Source organism: Paenibacillus vortex V453 (assembly GCF_000193415.1).
Lineage (GTDB): Bacteria > Bacillota > Bacilli > Paenibacillales > Paenibacillaceae > Paenibacillus_AQ > Paenibacillus_AQ glucanolyticus.
In genome coordinates this window covers 125,288-141,148 of the sequence record NZ_ADHJ01000014.1, presented here as the reverse complement: position 1 = coordinate 141,148, position 15,861 = coordinate 125,288, and the positions used below count along the sequence as shown (strand labels likewise).

Genomic DNA, 15,861 nt, shown 5'->3' with positions numbered 1-15,861 from the left:
GAGTGCTTACAATCCTAAACCTTGATCCCAATCTGTAAGTAAATCGGGCTGACACTCACCTCCGATTCCTCGCTAGAGTAGATGATCGCGATGGACCTGATCTCTCGTTCATCTCTAGCTCTATCATATTGAAATTTTATTTCAAATTTCAATAGTTTTAATAAAATAAAATTTTATATTTTAAGCAGGAATTTTCATAGTCCTTGACGTAGACGGCATAAAAAAGCCAACACGGGACAAAACTCCCGCATTGGCTTCTTCCAACTCTTCCTTTATTTCGTATATTCAAGAAGTCCGATAATAAGTGTTACGGCTTCCGCCCGGGTGGCGACCTGCTGTGGAGCAAAGCGGTTATTGCCCACTCCACCTACAAGCCCTGCTTCAACTGCAGCGGCTACATAAGGCCGCGCCCAAGCCGGGATATCCTTCGTATCGTTAAAGCTCAGCTTCGTTGCAGAATCGGTACCGATCCCGCTGGCGCGAACAACCATAGCAACCAGCTCTGCTCGGGATAACCCTTGATGAGGGCCGAAGGATCCATCCTTGTAGCCGCTTATAATGCCGGCTTCTGACGCCTGGGCTACAGCATCCTTCGCCCAGGAAGGGATCTTCGCTGTATCTGTGAACGTCAGGGCAGTACCACCTGCATTCAGACCCAATGCACGTCCCAGCATAGTGATGAATTCTGCACGCGTTACATGTTGATTCGGACGGAAGGTTCCGTCGCCATAACCGTTCACGAAGCCTGCTGCCACGGCCTTATCGATGGCTGATTTGGCCCAGTGTCCCGCCGTATCCTTCAGGATGACTGGCGGATTCCCGTTGCCGGAACCCGAGCCTGGATTGGTGCCAGGCTGAGAGCCTGTGCCCGATCCATTGCCAGGATGGGTCTCATTACCGGAACCGGAGCCTGGATTGCTGCCCGAGCCCGAGTTGGTTCCTGATCCTGGATTGGATGTGCCAGGACCCGGATCCGGTGTGCCAGGATTAGGAGTCCCTGGATCCGGATTCGGCGTCTGAACATCCTTCTTCACAATTCCGAATTGATCGATAATAAATGGCTGTGCTCCATTCAGGTTCTGATCGATTTCGTACGTAACAGCCGTCAGCTTGCCGCCGTCAATCGTAATGCCGACGAAATTTTGCACCTGGCTGCGTTTTGGTCTCCGGTTATCGCTCGGGTCCGGACCGTATTTGGCAGCGTGATTTTCGTCTGCAATTTCGAAGAGGTTGTAGTACGCTTCCCCCAGACTTGAGCTAGGGTTCTTATAATAGACCTTCGGACCTGCGGTTGCCGGAATCAAATAGATTGTACCGTCAGGATTTACCGAGTATTCCAGCTTCTCACCGTTTAACATCTCCGTAATTTTCACCGGTTCTGCCGCCTTGCCATCCGACTTGATCGGCTTGGTCCGTGCATAGATGTGATCATGACCCTGCAACACAAAATCAATGCCAAGCTCTGCCATTATCGGAGCTATCTTGGTACGAACACCGTTAGCCCCCATAATATCGGAGTCTGTTGCATGGTTCGACGTGGTGTACGGGCCTTTATGGATGTTAACGATCACCCACTGCGCACCGTCCTTCTTGGCTTTTTGGACATCCTGTTTAAGCCACTCTACTTGCTCTACCGAGAAGTTATCGTATTCCGCCGAGCCTTCATTCGAATTCAACACAACGAAATGTGCGTTGCTGTAATCGTACGAATAATAAGCTCCGGTCTCCGTTGCTGAATGCTCCGGCTGCTGCAGATTAAAATGCTCAATGAAAGCATAGTTCTCATCCTCATGATTTCCCGCGGAAGGGGCCAGTGTTGTATGAAGCAGGCTTTCCTGCGAGTGTCCTAACAGCCAATCCCACTGCTCTTCTTTGACGCCATTGTCCACGATATCTCCATTGTGAACGACAAATTCTGCCTCCGGAACCGTAGCAAGCGCCTTGGCAAGCGTCTCGGATGAAAGCACCGCTTCATCTTCTTCCTTCGCCTGCGTATCCGCCAGATCAATGAATGTAAACGCTCCGCTCTTCGGTGCAGTCTGGAAGGTTCCCATGTCACTCCAAACGCCGAGTGTCTCATCGCCTACGCGGAAATAGTAGGTCGTATTCGGCTTGAGTTTGGCTGCTTCTGCTTTGTGTACAAGTTCTGCTGCCGAATTCGTAGAAGGAGCCGAACGTCCGCTAAACGAATTGGCGTTTGTGAAATCCGGTGCGGCAGACGTCTTCTCCACAACTTGAAGGTCACTGCCTGTCACCTGCTGGGAAGTATACCAGGTGAAACCCTTGGATGTTGTGGCATCGCCGTGGAATGTAACGGTCACCTTGCTCACTTTCTCCTGAACAGGATCCGGCTTCGTTTCCTTCATGATTCCGAATTGATCCACGATGAAAGGCTGCGCGTTTTTCTGGTTCTGATCGATCTCATACGTAACAGCCGTCAGCTTGCTGCCGTCGATTGTAATCCCGACGAAATTTTGTACATGGCCTCTGGCTAAGCTGGTTGTGTCCCCGTACAGACGGGCATGATTCTCTTCCGCGCGCTCAAACAAATTGAAATACGCGTCCCCGAGCTCCGGCTTCTGGTTCTTAAAATAAACCTTGGCCCCGGCGGTCGCTGGGATCATGTAGATCGTTCCATCCGGCTTGACCGCATATTCAATGCTCTCACCGTTCAGCGTCTCGGTAATTTTGGTGACATCTTCAGCCGTTCCGTCACGCTTGATCGGCTTCGTACGCGCATAGATGTGATCATGACCCTGGAGCACCATATCGATTCCAAGTTCATTCATTAGAGGCGCGATTTTACTACGCACGCCATTCACGCCAATGATATCGCTGTCGGTTGCATGATTCGAAGTCGTGTAAGGACCCTTGTGGATGTTTACGATAATCCATTCTGCCCCTGCAGCCTTCGCTTGCTCCACATCCTGCTTCATCCAAGCTACTTGCTCCGCGGAGAAGTTCGCATATTCGGCCGAATTCTCATTGGAGTTGAGCACGATGAAATGGGCATTGCTATAGTCGTAAGAGTAATATGCGCCGGTCTCTGTTGCAGCGTTATCCGGCTCCTTCACATTGAAGTGCTCATAGAAAGCGTAATTCTTGTCCTCATGATTGCCCGCGGACGGAGCGATTGTGGTATTCAAAAGGCTGGACTGTGAATGGCCCAAGAGCCAGTTCCACTCCTGCTCCGAAGTCCCGTTCTCCACCACATCCCCATTATGGACAACGAATTTGGCATCAGGGATGGTCGCAAGCGCCTTGGACAAGGTAGCTGCGGACAGCATCGCCTCGTCTTCCTCCTTCGCCTGCGTATCCGTCAGGTCGATGAACGAGAAGGCTCCGCTTACAGGTGCCGTCTCGAAGGTACCCGCCTCGCTCCACAGATTCAGACTTTCGTCCCCAACTCTGAAATAGTAGGACGTATCCGCCGCCAGACCGGTCGCTTCCGCTTTATGAACATGTTCGCCCGGAGAGTTCGCAGAGATGGAAGTCCGTCCGTGAAACACTTGCGCTTGAGCGAAATCAGGCGTACTGCCGCGATTCTCCACAACCTGAACATCGCTCCGGGATGATCCCAGCGGAGTATACCAGGTGAATCCTTTCTCGCTTGTTGTGTCTCCATGGAAAGTTACCGTAATCTTGGAGATATCCAGCACCGGAGCCTGTTCTAACGCGATAAGCTCCATATCGAAGTACAGATCCGAGCTGCTGTCGCTCTGCTGGTGAACCTCGACCGCAATTTCGTTGCTGCCGTCCTGCAGGTATGTTTTCAGCGGCTCTGTCAGGTCCACATCCGCATATACAACCGGAAGGTCCTTATTGGAAGTGGCCTTGGTGGAATACGTGATTTCACCGCCAGGCATCCCCATACGTCTGATTTCATGTCCATTGACATAGAGCACGGCGCCGTCATCAACGCCAAACGTTCCGAGAATCTGGCCGTAACCGTCGATTTGATCCTTGTTAACCTGAAGATTTGTACGGAAGTAAGTCGTGCGGTGTTTGAGTTCTTTGTCCGTTCCATAGTCCATTACGGTCTGAAGCGGTCCAAATTCCGCAGTGGTTACACCACTTCCGTTATCCTTATAGCCGAATGGAGCCAGTCCATTTGCCCAAGAGGAGTCGTCATAGGTAGCGCGCCAAACGGTCGTTAAATCTTGTCCCTGATCAAAATATTTCCAATCGGCATTACGCTGCAGCAAAATATCCGGCTGACCCGGTGTTGCGGCTTCCGCCACTGCCGGGAATCCGAGACCTGCAAAAAATCCAAACACGAGTGCCGTGGATAACAGCATGGATAATAGCTTTTTGTACACGTGATTAATCATTAATTCTCTCCTTTTATTATGTAGGATGGGTCTGCAACACCGCTCTCAAACAGCTCCAGCATAACAAAGGGGAGTTAATGGCTTGTTATCTCTCCGTAAAACTTATGTAAATAATGACATCTGCGCTTAAAGAAGCTGCGCTGCTCCTGGGCTATCCGTATTTAATCACAAAAAAAAAAGCAGTGCGGGAAGTTCCTCCCACACTGCTTCGCTGCACACGAACCAACTTATCATCCTTCCGAAGGGTACTTAAGTCCCCATTGGCCCCGGATCTGATCCAGCAGCCTCATGATCGCAAGGGACTCATCCAATGACATCACGTCGCTCTCAAGCCGCCCTTCCAGCAGACACCGTCCCACTTCGTAAGCTTCGAAGTTATAACCCTTCGCCTGACGATCATCTAGGGCCCGTACCGGTTCCGCTCCATCTACATGAAGAGAAGCGGTTGTTGCGTTCAGGAAAGACGGAATATGAATATACCCGCCTGTCCCATATATATAAGCTTCATTCGTCAATCCGAGACGGATTGCCCCGTTTAACGAAGCCGTCTTGCCCGATTCATAGGATAGCACAACCGAGAACTGCTCATCCACGCCCGTTACTCCAATATGCGCAGTACTCCATATCTTCTCAGGCTGGGCGCCAAAAATCATCGATGCAAACGACACCGGATAAATCCCTGCATCCAGCAGCGCGCCTCCGCCGAGTTCAGGATTGAGCAAACGGCCTTGCGGATTCCAACCGCTCCGAAAACCAAAATCGGCCTTCACTAACCGAACGTCGCCGATAAGTCCGTCCTTCAACCATGCTCGCACCTGCCGAATGGGTGGAAGAAAACGCGTCCACATGGCCTCCATCAGGAACAGCTTCCGCTCCCGCGCAGCCGATACCAGCTCCTCCAGCTCATCCTCGTTGATCGTGAAGGGCTTCTCGCACAGCACGGATTTCCCTGCTTGAAGACACAACATGACATTGTCCCGGTGCAAGGGATGCGGAGTTGCGATATACACAACGTCGACTTCGGAATCTGACACAAGTTCCTCATAACTCCCATATGCCCGCGGAATATCATATTTAGACGCAAACTCACCTGCACTGCTGGTCGTACGGGAACCGACAGCCAGAAACTGGGCGTTCTCCACATAGGCCAGATCGGCGGCAAACTGCTCCGCAATCCAGCCTGTCCCCATGATTCCCCATCTGATCTTACCCGAATTCTGCATCATCATCCTCCTCTTCCTCTTCATGATCAGGTCTTGCCTAGAGCTTATAGAAGCTGTCCCGCTCCACCTTGCAAATTCGCAAGCCAAAGCTTTCATACCACTCGTTCTTGCCCCGTTCCTGGGCTACCTGATGAGCCGCGTTCTCCTTCCATAAACGTATGGCCTCCAAGGAGTCCCAGTACGAAACCGTGATCCCTAGACCCTCATCCCGAGCGGATTCCACCCCCAGATAGCCGGGCTGCTGCGCAGCGAGTTCCGCCATTTTATCGGACATCGCTCCGTAACCCCGGTCGCCCTCCGTTCGTTTGGACACAAAAATGCAGGCATAATAAGGCGGCTTCGGCGTATTCGCGTATTCCGTCATCCTCTTCCCCCTTTCCAGTTGCTGAATAGGTGTAACTTCGGCTTACGTTTCGTTCATTGACCCTGTATATCATTATATCGGAACTTCCGCCATACTTTAACCTGAAAAATAAACACCTCTCTCCTCTGCGATGTTCTACAGGTGGAGAGAGGCGTAATCGCCTAAGCCTTACTTTAGCTTATTCAACAGATTATAGATAACCTGCGCGCTTTCCGCACGCGTGGTTAGTCCTTCCGGTGCAAAGCGGCTCGGCGTGCGGCCCTGGATAAAACCGAGGGCATACGCAGTTTCTACCGCTTCCTGAACCCAGTCAGGAGATTCGGCGATATCCGTAAATCCGCTGCTCGCGCCCAGGTTCTCCTGCTGCTGCTTCATTGCATAGGCATAAGCGCGCACCAGCATGGCCGCCATTTCCTGACGTTTAATCGGGGCTTCCGGTGCAAAACGGTCTTGGCCGAGTCCGTTCACGATTCCGGACTCGCTCGCCGCTGCAACAGCCTCCGCGTACCATTTGCCTGAAGCTACATCCGCAAACGGTGCAGAACGTTCTGCTTGAAGGTCAAGCAGACGAACCAGCATCGCAGCAAATTCGGCTCGGGTCACTTGCTAGAGCCGGTGCGAAGCGCTCCGTGCTGATGCCTTGGATAAGCTGCTTCGCGGCCAAATCACCGATGACCTTCGCAGCCCAGAACGATGAAGGCACATCCGCAAAGGTTTTCTCATAATCAAGCAAACCGTATGCACTGAAATGACGTATTCCCGCTGACATGCGACCGTCTTTGCTCACACCGCCAATGTACTCCAGCTCTCCATGGCCGGACAAATAGTACATGGAGATTCTTGAACCCTTGGCATCTGAGAATAACGGCAGTTCCAGCGTCATCGGATGATCGAACTCGGTTAGGCGGTGGACCTGACCATCCGCTGTCGTCAGTGCAAGCTGGAACTCCAGCATAGCTCCGGCTGCTGTCAGCTTCGCTCCGGAGACACGGACGGCTTGCGCGATGCGCTCCTTCATCTCCGCATCCGACAATGTGACGGCACTCAGCTTGATGGTGCCCTTCTCAAGCTGGCCAGCATCTGCAAGACCACCCAGCTGGCGGAGCACCTTGGATGGAATCGTTATAGCCAAGTTGTTCGCCTCGATTCGTATGGAGCCGTCCTTAAGAATGTCAGCCGCATTGCCCGGCAATGTGAGGTCCGTAAAGCTTCCATCCACTGACAAGGTCACTTGCCCGTTCGACAGCTTAGCTGCAAGATCACTGGCCGACAAGGTGATACTGCCAGACGGCGGTGTCACGGGCGGCTGTACTGGTGGATTTATCGGTGGGTTCACCGGTGGGTTTACTGGCGGCTCCGTTCCCGGATCGGGATTGCCTCCGCCACGGGTGATCACCTTCAAGGCGTACTCCGACTTGAACCCTTCGTAGGTTGCCGAAATGACAGTTGCCCCTTCTGCTAAAGCCCGTACCAAGCCCTGTTCATCAATCGAGGCTATCTCCGGCTTACTGCTCCCATAAGTTACGCCTTCGATCAAGCGGATACGGCTGCCGTCGGTATAAACCGCCTCCGTAACCGTCTTATCGGTATCCCCAACCTTCAGCTCGGATTTGCCGCTTAAGGCGATCGATTCCATGCTGCCATTCGGGATTCGATCTACCGAAATATTCACGTCTGTATACACATCCGGTGCCGCCGTGCTGGTTGCTCTTACGACCGCATTCCCCAGCCCTTGAGCCGTCACAATGCCGTCTGCTGATACGCTGACGATGTCATCCGACGGTTCGGAGCTGTATACGGACCATACTACGGTTCGTTCGGCCCCGCTTGGCTTCACCTCAGCCTGCAATTCACGGCTTTCGCCGACGGCAAGCTTAAGCTGGTCCGGGCTCACTATAATCTGCTCCGGAGCTGGCTTCGTTCCCGATTTCGTCAGCGTAAACTCGTCCACGACACGTCCGCCAACCGTTTTGGTTACAAAATGAAGCTCGTCTCCCTTCACTTCCACGGAGGCGTACATCTGAGTCTGTTCGTCGTCGACCACCTCATGCCATCCCCGCTCCGTATGGGAGTAGAATTTGGGACCTGACGATCCCGCTACAACGTAAGTCGTGCCCTGACCGTCCGCAGCGATTTGATTGTCCATCATCGGGTAGGAACGAATATAAATATGATCATGACCGTTTAATACAAGATCCACGCCAAATTCCTCCAGCACGGGCGCCCACAAGCTGCGCACCTCGGCGGTATCGTAAATGCTGCCGTAAGGCCCGCGGTGGAACATCGCGACGGTCCATTTCTTGTCATTGTCAGCGAGATCCTGCTGGAGCCATTGCTTCTGCTTCTCCAGCTGATACTCGCTGTTCAGCATGATGAAATGAACGTCTTTGTAATCAAATGAGAAGTTCGTTCCCTTCAGGCTGTCCAAACCATTGCCCGGCTGGTTAAAGTGAGCCAGGAAATCCCCGTTCTCCTTGGTCCCCATCACTTCATGGTTCGCCGTATGGTCGACACTAACGTTAGTATTCAGAAAATGCTTTCTGGGCCTCAGCGAACCAATAGTTCCACTGTTCTTCCAGGAATCCCTTGTCCACCATATCCCCGGCATGGACCATGAATTCGGCATCCGGATGCTCGGCTGCGGCTTTGTCGATTGTGTTCCCCCACAGCTCGAATTCTTTGGCAGTAGAGGCCTGAGAATCCGCAAAATACAGGAATTTCGTGGTGTCTCCCGCAAGCTCGGTCGTTTTAAACGAGCCTTGAGCACTGTAATGGCCTTGGCCGTCACCGACACGGTACACATACTCTGTGCCTGGCTCAAGGCCGGACGCTGTCGCTTTATGGACGCGGACCGTCCCAAGATCCAAGGTATGGTACAGCTCGCTGGTTCCATCGATTTTCTGGACATTCGGGACATCGAAATCCGTAAATTCGGATTTCTTGGCCAGTTCCACGATGGTCCCGTCCGTTGCCGGGTCTGTATGCCAGTTGAACATCCGCGACGTAGTCGGATCTTCGCCCATGCCTACGCTGATGTTGAACGGCGTCGGGCTTCCGGCCAGCGGCGAAACCTTGAATTCCAGTGCCGGACTGTATTGATTGCCTTTCACCGCCTGCACCGTATACGTCTTGACCTGGGAGGTCAGAGTCCCCGTCTTCAGGATACCCGCTGCATCCGTTGTTCCCACCGCTGCTGCATCAGCCATGATCTGTACACCTTCCACAGGCTGACCCTGGGCATCGCTCACTTTAAATTCGGTCTCGTATCCCTGCACCGTTCCTTCCTGATTCCAGCTCAGCGTATAATGCGTTGCGATCCTGGATTCCATCGGAAGACCGAAGAATGAAAATTCGGTATTCCCCGTATCGGTGAAAGATACAGCCCCGGACGTAAGCGATATGATGCTGCTGTCGGTTGCGTTCTTCTTCACATCATACCGGATTTGGCCGATCCAATCCGTATCCAACAGGGATGCGGTATGGATGTCCTTCCAGGTCACTTTGACCTTTCCTGTTGTAGCGTCAATGTCTGCGCTAACCTGGGCTGGACTCAGCTTGTCCCCCGGTATGAGCTCCAGATTCTCCACTTTGGTGGGATCGAATTGGAAATCGATATGACCACTGCGGATTTGGGACGTCTTCACCCCGCCGATATCCAGCGTGTAGCCGCCTCCCGCATAGACCGTGTCCGGTGTATCGTACACTACCCTGGCCGCACCTGTATTTACGGTGAAGTTCCATTCCTCAGTCGTTTGGTTACCCGAGAGATCACGGACGGTGACCTTCGCCTGATGGACACCATCGGCAAGCGGAACGTTCGGCGTGTAATGAATTCTTCCTTCCGGCGGATACAAGGTATGCTGTACCAGACTGCCGTCCAGATAAAACCGGATTTTGTCCGGATCAATCAGGGTGGTTCCCGGATGTGCAACAGGATCATAACCTGCATCCTCGGCATACACGGTAATGGTCGGTGTATTCACTTTGATCTCCGCACCGTTAACGGGCGAGAAATTCTTCAGAACCGGCGGCTCGATATCATCATGGGCCGGACCGTATAATGCACGAATTTCGTCCACGTAGATAGCTCCGGCGTCTTTTTTCGTTGCCTGCGTTTCCATGTAACGAACCGGCATGTCCATCACCAGTGGAAGAGTTCTTCCTTTGGGAACGGACGCTTCGAGATACTTCCATCCCTTGAAATTAACGCCGACCGTCTGATCGGTAAAATCGAGCGGGATCGCGCCTTTGCTGTCACGAATCTGGGCACGGAGCCAGTGCGCGTTGCCGTCTCCATACACCCACATGCTGATCTTCTCCGGATAGCCCGGAATTTCGATATTGTCTGCTGTACCATTTGTCTGGAGATAAGCGCCGGAGGTGCCGGTCATCCCTGTAAAATCATACTCCAGCTTCAATGCACCATTACCGGAACGAATATAGGTCTCATCGGTTTCAATGGATACCTTGGTTGATTTGATCTGCGCGCCGGAGCTTGGTTTATAACGGCTTAAGCCGTTCTCGAAATCCTCAAGCATCACCGGTGGAAGTCCTACGTTTACTTCGATTGAGGTCTCAATTTGACCGTACTTCACGAAGATTTTGCCACTGACGTCCTGCTTGTCCGTGGCGGTAAACGTTCCGTTTCCGTCAATCGTCCCGATATCGCCTTCGGTACGCCACTCCAAACGGCTATTGTCGGCCTGTACCACTTGACCATTACGAAGCGCCGAGACCTTGAGCGTCTCGGTCGAGCCGGAAGAGAAGGTCTTCACCGCGTCAGAGAATTTGAGCTCGGTCAGCTCATCCACGATTTCCAATCCGGCTGTTCCGGTCAGATTGCCGGATTGTACAGATACCTCGGTCACTCCCGATTGGTTGCCTGCCGTAAATTTACCACTGGCGTCGATGGACCCGTAGGCAGGGTCAACACTCCATATCGCGGTCTCCGTCATCTGGGACGGATGCAGATTCTGATCCACGGCTGCCGTCTTAAAGGCAGCAGAGGAACCTGTCAGCACTCGCTCCAGCGTCGGAGCCACAACAAGTTTGTTCGCAGCTCCCTCGGGTGCTGTGTTCACCAGCAGAATCCCGTTGGCTGTCTTGCGCTCCCCGCCGTCCGATGGCGAGTTGAGCACTTTGCACGCCGTTTCCCCCGGCAGGCGGGCAACGAAGGTAGCCGAACCGCCTCCGTCCAGGTTCAATGCGTTAACCACGCCGAGCTCCTGCAGCATTTCACCGAGCTCGATGTAGTTAAGCCCTTCGCTAAAGCCCGGCTGGCGGCCATCAACCTCGAACAGCACAACAGAGCCATCGGCTTTAGTGCCAACCACCGTTCTCGGATGTACGGCCGGATCGGTATGCTGCTGGACTACGCCATCCTGCACCAGCATCACCGTTCCGCCGATTGCCATCGTGACGTCCTGCCACTCGTTATCCAGCTGAAAACTTGCGCTTAATTCATCCCCCACCTTCAGCCCGGCGAGTTTGTTCCGCTGCGAGCCCGAAGCGGACAGAACCACTTGATCCGGACCTATCGGCGAATTTCCCTGATCCTTAAGAATAGAAGCCACCTTCATAGTCAAGGTCTCGCCGCTGGCAACTCTGCCGCTCACGATATCCAGAATAACCTCGTCTCCAAGGTTATTGGTCATTGTTGTGGCATTAAATTTTTCGGTATAGAGAACAAGTGCATCCGCGCCTCTTAAACGGTTGATGGAGGATAAGCTGCTTACGGTTCCGCCAATCGTCACGTTTTTCGTTAATTTCGGACTGCCATACAGGCTGGTCCCGTCCTTCTTGATCCCAAAGGCGTTCCTCCCGCCAGGCGGGTCTGTCAGAAGCTCCCCGTCACCCATGAACAATCCGAGCGGAATGCCCGTGGACATATCGTAGAAATCTCCGTTCACCGCCGCGATGACGCGGTTGTCCTTCTGGTCTGCATCGGATGCCATTTTGCTGACACCCTGCATGCCATAAACCTTGCCGTCCGTCAGGCCAGGCTGAAGCTCCAGATTCCCTTGCGATGGATTAAACTCCACCATGTGAACCTTCTGCTCGCCGCTGCCCTTTTGCATATTCGCCCATGTATATGTAGCGCCTGGCCCGATCTCCATCTGCCGCATATCTATAACCGATGGGGCGGTGGCTGCCGGATCAGCTGCAGCAGCTTGTCCTGCGGGAAACAGCAAAGACAGAAACATCACTCCGCTCAGCAGTGACGATATTTTCTTTTTACTCCTTAACATGTACATCAATTCCTCCTTCTCTATGCTTGGACTCCTGTTCTTCCCCGGTGTATATCTGTCCGCGAACGAAAGACCTACTCGGGAGTATAACGCTGGCTTGTTAATTCCACCTCCATTCTGTATTAAGACGAAGTTAACTCTGCCGCAGGGGGCTTTACATTCAGTCATTAGCTGGAAGGGCTGCAAAAAAGTATGCTGCCAATCCGTATCCACCGCCTCCTGTGCCCAAAACAACTTGTCTTTTCTCCCTTCATCATATTGAAATTTTATTTCAAATTACAATACATTAAGTAAAACTTTATTTTATTTTTTGGAGCAGGAATTTCCGGTCGGGTGGCGTAAAAGCAGTTTTTGTCGAATACGAGGAATGAAAAAAAGCCTTGTCGCCAGTTTCCGACATTTTTTCGCGGAGGCTTTTTTGAGTGCGCATAAAAAAACAACCGCAGCTAATAGCCGCAGTTGTTTTTGAGAATCCCTATTATTTTTTGCTGACGTTGCCGTTGGCATCAATCTTCGCGTTGTAGGACAATTTATTCAGCTTCGCAATGATGTTCTTATTGTAGGTCTTGTCCATCAGGTTCGGTTGACCATTGATAATCTTCACTGGCGTGATCCGGCTCGTGATCTTGGAGCCCTGAATCTCGAAATGCACCATCATCGACAGCAGTGTCTTATCCCCGCCCCGGGTCGAGCGGTTAAACACAAAGTTTCCGAGCGAATAATAAATCGGTTTGTTCTTGTAATACTCTATGCCCATCAATGTGTGGCTGTGCGATCCAACGATGATGTCAGCACCCGCGTCGATCATCTGCTTCGCCATCGTGCGAGCGTATTCTTCCGGATAGTCGGCAAACTCCTGATTCCAGTGGATATACACAATCGTAAAATCGTTGTTTTTCGCGGACTTCTTGATGTGCGTCAGCATCGGCTCCATTGTGTAGGCGGAAGCGGCACCCGGGTGGTTCTTGCCTGCGATCCAAGAATTGCCCGAGAGTACCCGGCTCACCCCGAGCACCGCGACTTTTTTCCCGTCAATGTTCTGCACGTAAGGCTTGAAGGCCTCATCCAGATTGTACCCGGCTCCCGTGTAGCCGATCTTCTGGCGTTTCAGATGTGTGATGGTATCAAGCATTGCCTGCTGTCCATAGTCGAGAATGTGGTTGTTGGCGAGTGTTACGCCGTCGATGCCCGCATAGGCCAGGCCTTGGAGTGTTTCCGGCTTCGAACGGAAGGCAAAGGTTTTATCCGCTGCCTTGCCCCGAATGGAGACCGGTGTCTCCAGATTGGCGAATGCCATGTCAGCCTTTTTCAATATGGGAGCTACCTTCTTGAACGGATATAAATTACCGAACCGCTCAATCTGGTTACCTACATAACCGTCTAATAGAATGTCACCTGCAAACACAAGACTGATCGGTTTGTCCTTTGATTTATTCGCTTGCGTGGTATTTCCCGATTTATTCTTGGCTTCCTGTGCCTTGCTCTGACTCTCCTTCCCGTTTGCATCCGCTGCTGAAACCATGCTGACCGGGAGAATCATAACGAGAACCAGAATGAGGCAAAATAATCTTTTCATACCGTGCCGCCTTTCAATAAAAGATTCTAAGAAGCTAGCAATTCACCTTCATTATCCTATCATATATTGATATAAAAGGGTAATTTTATAAAACCACCCATTTAATAGAATGTAATTGACTCCTGAATGCAGATTCATATTTTTAGTAATACTACCCAATGAATGAAAATCTATCATTTTCTATTCATAGACTTAGACTTGAAAAGCACGCAAAAAGTTTCAAACTTTGCAAATCATATTGAAAACATTATGAATACCTTATATATTTAGACTTATCGTAATGGATTGGAATGATTTGATTGCGTTTTGTAATAAAATACTGAGAAATCCCTTACATATAAGTAAAGCTAAAGGAGCTGCATTCGATGGATATTCATTCTAACGGGGAGAATTCTCCTCCCGTGATTGACGATACAGACCGCAGGATCATGGCGATTCTTGGCAAGAACGGTCGAATCTCGTACACAGATCTGGCCAAGGAAATCGGATTATCCCGTGTCGCCGTTCAGGCCAGGGTCAGTGCCCTGATGGACGACGGCATTATTGAACGGTTCGCGGCGGTCATTAATCCGGAGAAGGTGGGGATTTCGGTGTCTGCTTTTTTCAATGTGGAGGTCGAGCCCAAATATCTGCAGCAAGTGGCGGACACGTTGGAGAACGAGCCGTATGTAACGAGCCTCTATCATATGACCGGGCCCAGCAAACTGCATATGCACGGACTGTTTACCAATCATAAGGAAATGGAAATGTTTTTAAATGAGAAACTCTACCCGCTTCCCGGCATTACGAGTGTAGACACCCAAATCTTGATCAAGCGGTATAAAAGCCGCATGGGCATCAGGCTCTAACTCCCACAACAGAAAGGACTCATACCTTTGAGCAGTAAACATAGCAACCCCTACATGGAATTAACGTTCGGCATGGTCCGAACCGGAATACTCGGCTACGGCGGTGGTCCTTCCGTTATTCCGCTGATACGGCACGAAGCCGTTGTACGCTATCACTGGCTGAGCGACGATGAATTCGGGGAGGTGCTCGCGCTCGCCAACGCGCTTCCGGGCCCGATCGCCACGAAGATGGCAGCCTATCTCGGCTACCGGGAAAAAGGAGCCCTCGGCGCGGTTGTCGCCGTTCTTGCGCACATCCTCCCAACCTGTATCGCGATGATTGCCCTGCTGTCTGCCGTCACCTTCCTCAGCAGCTCCACAGTGGTCGCCGGCATGATTGCAGGCGTGACGCCGGTCATTGCCGTCATGCTGGGAACGATGGCTTACGAGTTTGGCGAGAAGGCCGTGAAGGGCCTCGGCTTTTATGCCGGAATCGGATTTTTTGCCGTATCGTTTCTCCTGCTGGAGAGTTTCCAGATTCATCCGGCCATTGTCATTATATTGTTCCTCGCTTACGGCACGGTGCATTTCAAAACCGTATCCAAATTGAAAAAACAAAAACGGGACAAGGAGGGATCCGCTTAATGGAAGAATGGCTGCAGCTGCTGATCAGTTTTTTCATTGCTAACGTGCTCGGTTATGGCGGCGGTCCCGCTTCCATCCCGCTCATGTACAAGGAGATCGTCACCAACCACGGCTGGCTGACCGATCCGGAGTTCTCCAACATGCTTGCGCTTGGCAATGCACTCCCCGGTCCGATCGCCACCAAAATCGCCGCTTTTGTCGGGTATGACGTATACGGCTGGATGGGCATGTCCCTTGCCCTCGCGGCTACGGTTATTCCTTCCGCCGTCGCCCTCATCTGGCTGCTGAATCTGCTGCAAAAATACCGCACGTCACCGGTCGTCAAAGGCATGACCCTCCTGGTCCAGCCAGTCATCGCCATCATGATGCTAACCCTGACCTGGCAGATGGGCAAAAGCTCCCTCATCTCCATCGGCCTCCTGCAGTCGCTCGGCATCGCCGCCGTCGCCTTCTGGGCCATGAACATCCGCAAAATCCACCCGGCCTTGGTGATCCTGGCCGCGTTTGCCTACGGGGGGTTAGTGTTGTCGCGGGTGGTGTGAGGGGCTTGATTCATTGCAAACCATATACTGCAAACAAATATACTTCATAGAACGCAACCAATATAATTCTTAGGGTGCTTAACAAAAAAGACTACGATATAACGT

Annotated in this window: 10 protein-coding genes; 3 read left to right on the top strand and 7 right to left on the bottom strand. The window is 52.0% G+C overall.

Annotated features, from left to right (window positions below; genetic code table 11):
- Nucleotides 1-272: 272 nt before the first annotated feature.
- The 7 genes from PVOR_RS07560 to PVOR_RS07540 form a co-directional block, all read right to left on the bottom strand.
- Complete coding sequence (locus tag PVOR_RS07560) at nucleotides 273-4,331, bottom strand: S-layer homology domain-containing protein (protein WP_006208551.1); 4,059 nt, start codon at nucleotides 4,329-4,331, stop codon at nucleotides 273-275.
- A 230-nt stretch (nucleotides 4,332-4,561) separates the two neighbouring features.
- Nucleotides 4,562-5,557 carry a Gfo/Idh/MocA family protein gene (locus PVOR_RS07555; RefSeq protein WP_036641239.1) on the bottom strand — a complete coding sequence of 332 codons (996 nt, stop codon included), beginning with the start codon at nucleotides 5,555-5,557 and terminating at the stop codon, nucleotides 4,562-4,564.
- A gap of 34 nt (nucleotides 5,558-5,591) precedes the next feature.
- Nucleotides 5,592-5,918 (bottom strand): antibiotic biosynthesis monooxygenase family protein, encoded by a 327-nt coding sequence (locus PVOR_RS07550; RefSeq protein ID WP_006208549.1) that lies wholly within the window; start codon nucleotides 5,916-5,918, stop codon nucleotides 5,592-5,594.
- Nucleotides 5,919-6,086: 168 nt separating this feature from the next.
- Nucleotides 6,087-6,521 (bottom strand): S-layer homology domain-containing protein, encoded by a 435-nt coding sequence (locus PVOR_RS32770; protein WP_327196523.1) that lies wholly within the window; start codon nucleotides 6,519-6,521, stop codon nucleotides 6,087-6,089.
- A complete protein-coding gene (locus tag PVOR_RS32765) occupies nucleotides 6,478-8,526 on the bottom strand; it encodes an Ig-like domain-containing protein (protein ID WP_327196522.1) in 2,049 nt (682 codons plus the stop codon). The genes PVOR_RS32770 and PVOR_RS32765 overlap by 44 nt, the downstream gene beginning before the upstream one ends.
- The gene (locus PVOR_RS32760) at nucleotides 8,438-12,166 is read right to left on the bottom strand and encodes a phosphodiester glycosidase family protein (protein WP_006208548.1); all 3,729 of its coding nucleotides are present in this window, start codon (nucleotides 12,164-12,166) and stop codon (nucleotides 8,438-8,440) included. The genes PVOR_RS32765 and PVOR_RS32760 overlap by 89 nt, the downstream gene beginning before the upstream one ends.
- A gap of 478 nt (nucleotides 12,167-12,644) precedes the next feature.
- Entirely contained in the window at nucleotides 12,645-13,742 is a 1,098-nt protein-coding gene (locus tag PVOR_RS07540) for a CapA family protein (protein ID WP_006208547.1), read from the bottom strand.
- A 365-nt stretch (nucleotides 13,743-14,107) separates the two neighbouring features.
- Here PVOR_RS07540 and PVOR_RS07535 point away from each other — a divergent pair, with 365 nt between their 5' ends.
- From PVOR_RS07535 to PVOR_RS07525, 3 genes are read left to right on the top strand one after another with little or no spacing between them, the layout of a single operon-like run.
- The gene (locus PVOR_RS07535; protein ID WP_006208546.1) at nucleotides 14,108-14,590 is read left to right on the top strand and encodes an Lrp/AsnC family transcriptional regulator; all 483 of its coding nucleotides are present in this window, start codon (nucleotides 14,108-14,110) and stop codon (nucleotides 14,588-14,590) included.
- A gap of 54 nt (nucleotides 14,591-14,644) precedes the next feature.
- A complete protein-coding gene (locus PVOR_RS07530) occupies nucleotides 14,645-15,214 on the top strand; it encodes a chromate transporter (protein WP_006208545.1) in 570 nt (189 codons plus the stop codon).
- Nucleotides 15,214-15,756, top strand: coding sequence for a chromate transporter (locus PVOR_RS07525; protein ID WP_006208544.1), 543 nt, complete (start codon nucleotides 15,214-15,216; stop codon nucleotides 15,754-15,756). The genes PVOR_RS07530 and PVOR_RS07525 overlap by 1 nt, the downstream gene beginning before the upstream one ends.
- The last annotated feature ends 105 nt before the right edge of the window (nucleotides 15,757-15,861 follow it).

What these genes read in the sequence shown, in the direction of transcription:
- PVOR_RS07540 (WP_006208547.1), bottom strand. Translation starts at nt 13,742, where the DNA reads ATGAAAAGATTATTTTGCCTCATTCTGGTTCTCGTTATGATTCTCCCG.
- PVOR_RS32760 (WP_006208548.1), bottom strand. Translation starts at nt 12,166, where the DNA reads ATGTTAAGGAGTAAAAAGAAAATATCGTCACTGCTGAGCGGAGTGATG.
- PVOR_RS07535 (WP_006208546.1), top strand. Translation starts at nt 14,108, where the DNA reads ATGGATATTCATTCTAACGGGGAGAATTCTCCTCCCGTGATTGACGAT.
- PVOR_RS07555 (WP_036641239.1), bottom strand. Translation starts at nt 5,557, where the DNA reads ATGATGCAGAATTCGGGTAAGATCAGATGGGGAATCATGGGGACAGGC.
- PVOR_RS07525 (WP_006208544.1), top strand. Translation starts at nt 15,214, where the DNA reads ATGGAAGAATGGCTGCAGCTGCTGATCAGTTTTTTCATTGCTAACGTG.
- PVOR_RS07560 (WP_006208551.1), bottom strand. Translation starts at nt 4,331, where the DNA reads ATGATTAATCACGTGTACAAAAAGCTATTATCCATGCTGTTATCCACG.
- PVOR_RS32765 (WP_327196522.1), bottom strand. Translation starts at nt 8,526, where the DNA reads ATGCCGGGGATATGGTGGACAAGGGATTCCTGGAAGAACAGTGGAACT.
- PVOR_RS07550 (WP_006208549.1), bottom strand. Translation starts at nt 5,918, where the DNA reads ATGACGGAATACGCGAATACGCCGAAGCCGCCTTATTATGCCTGCATT.
- PVOR_RS07530 (WP_006208545.1), top strand. Translation starts at nt 14,645, where the DNA reads ATGGAATTAACGTTCGGCATGGTCCGAACCGGAATACTCGGCTACGGC.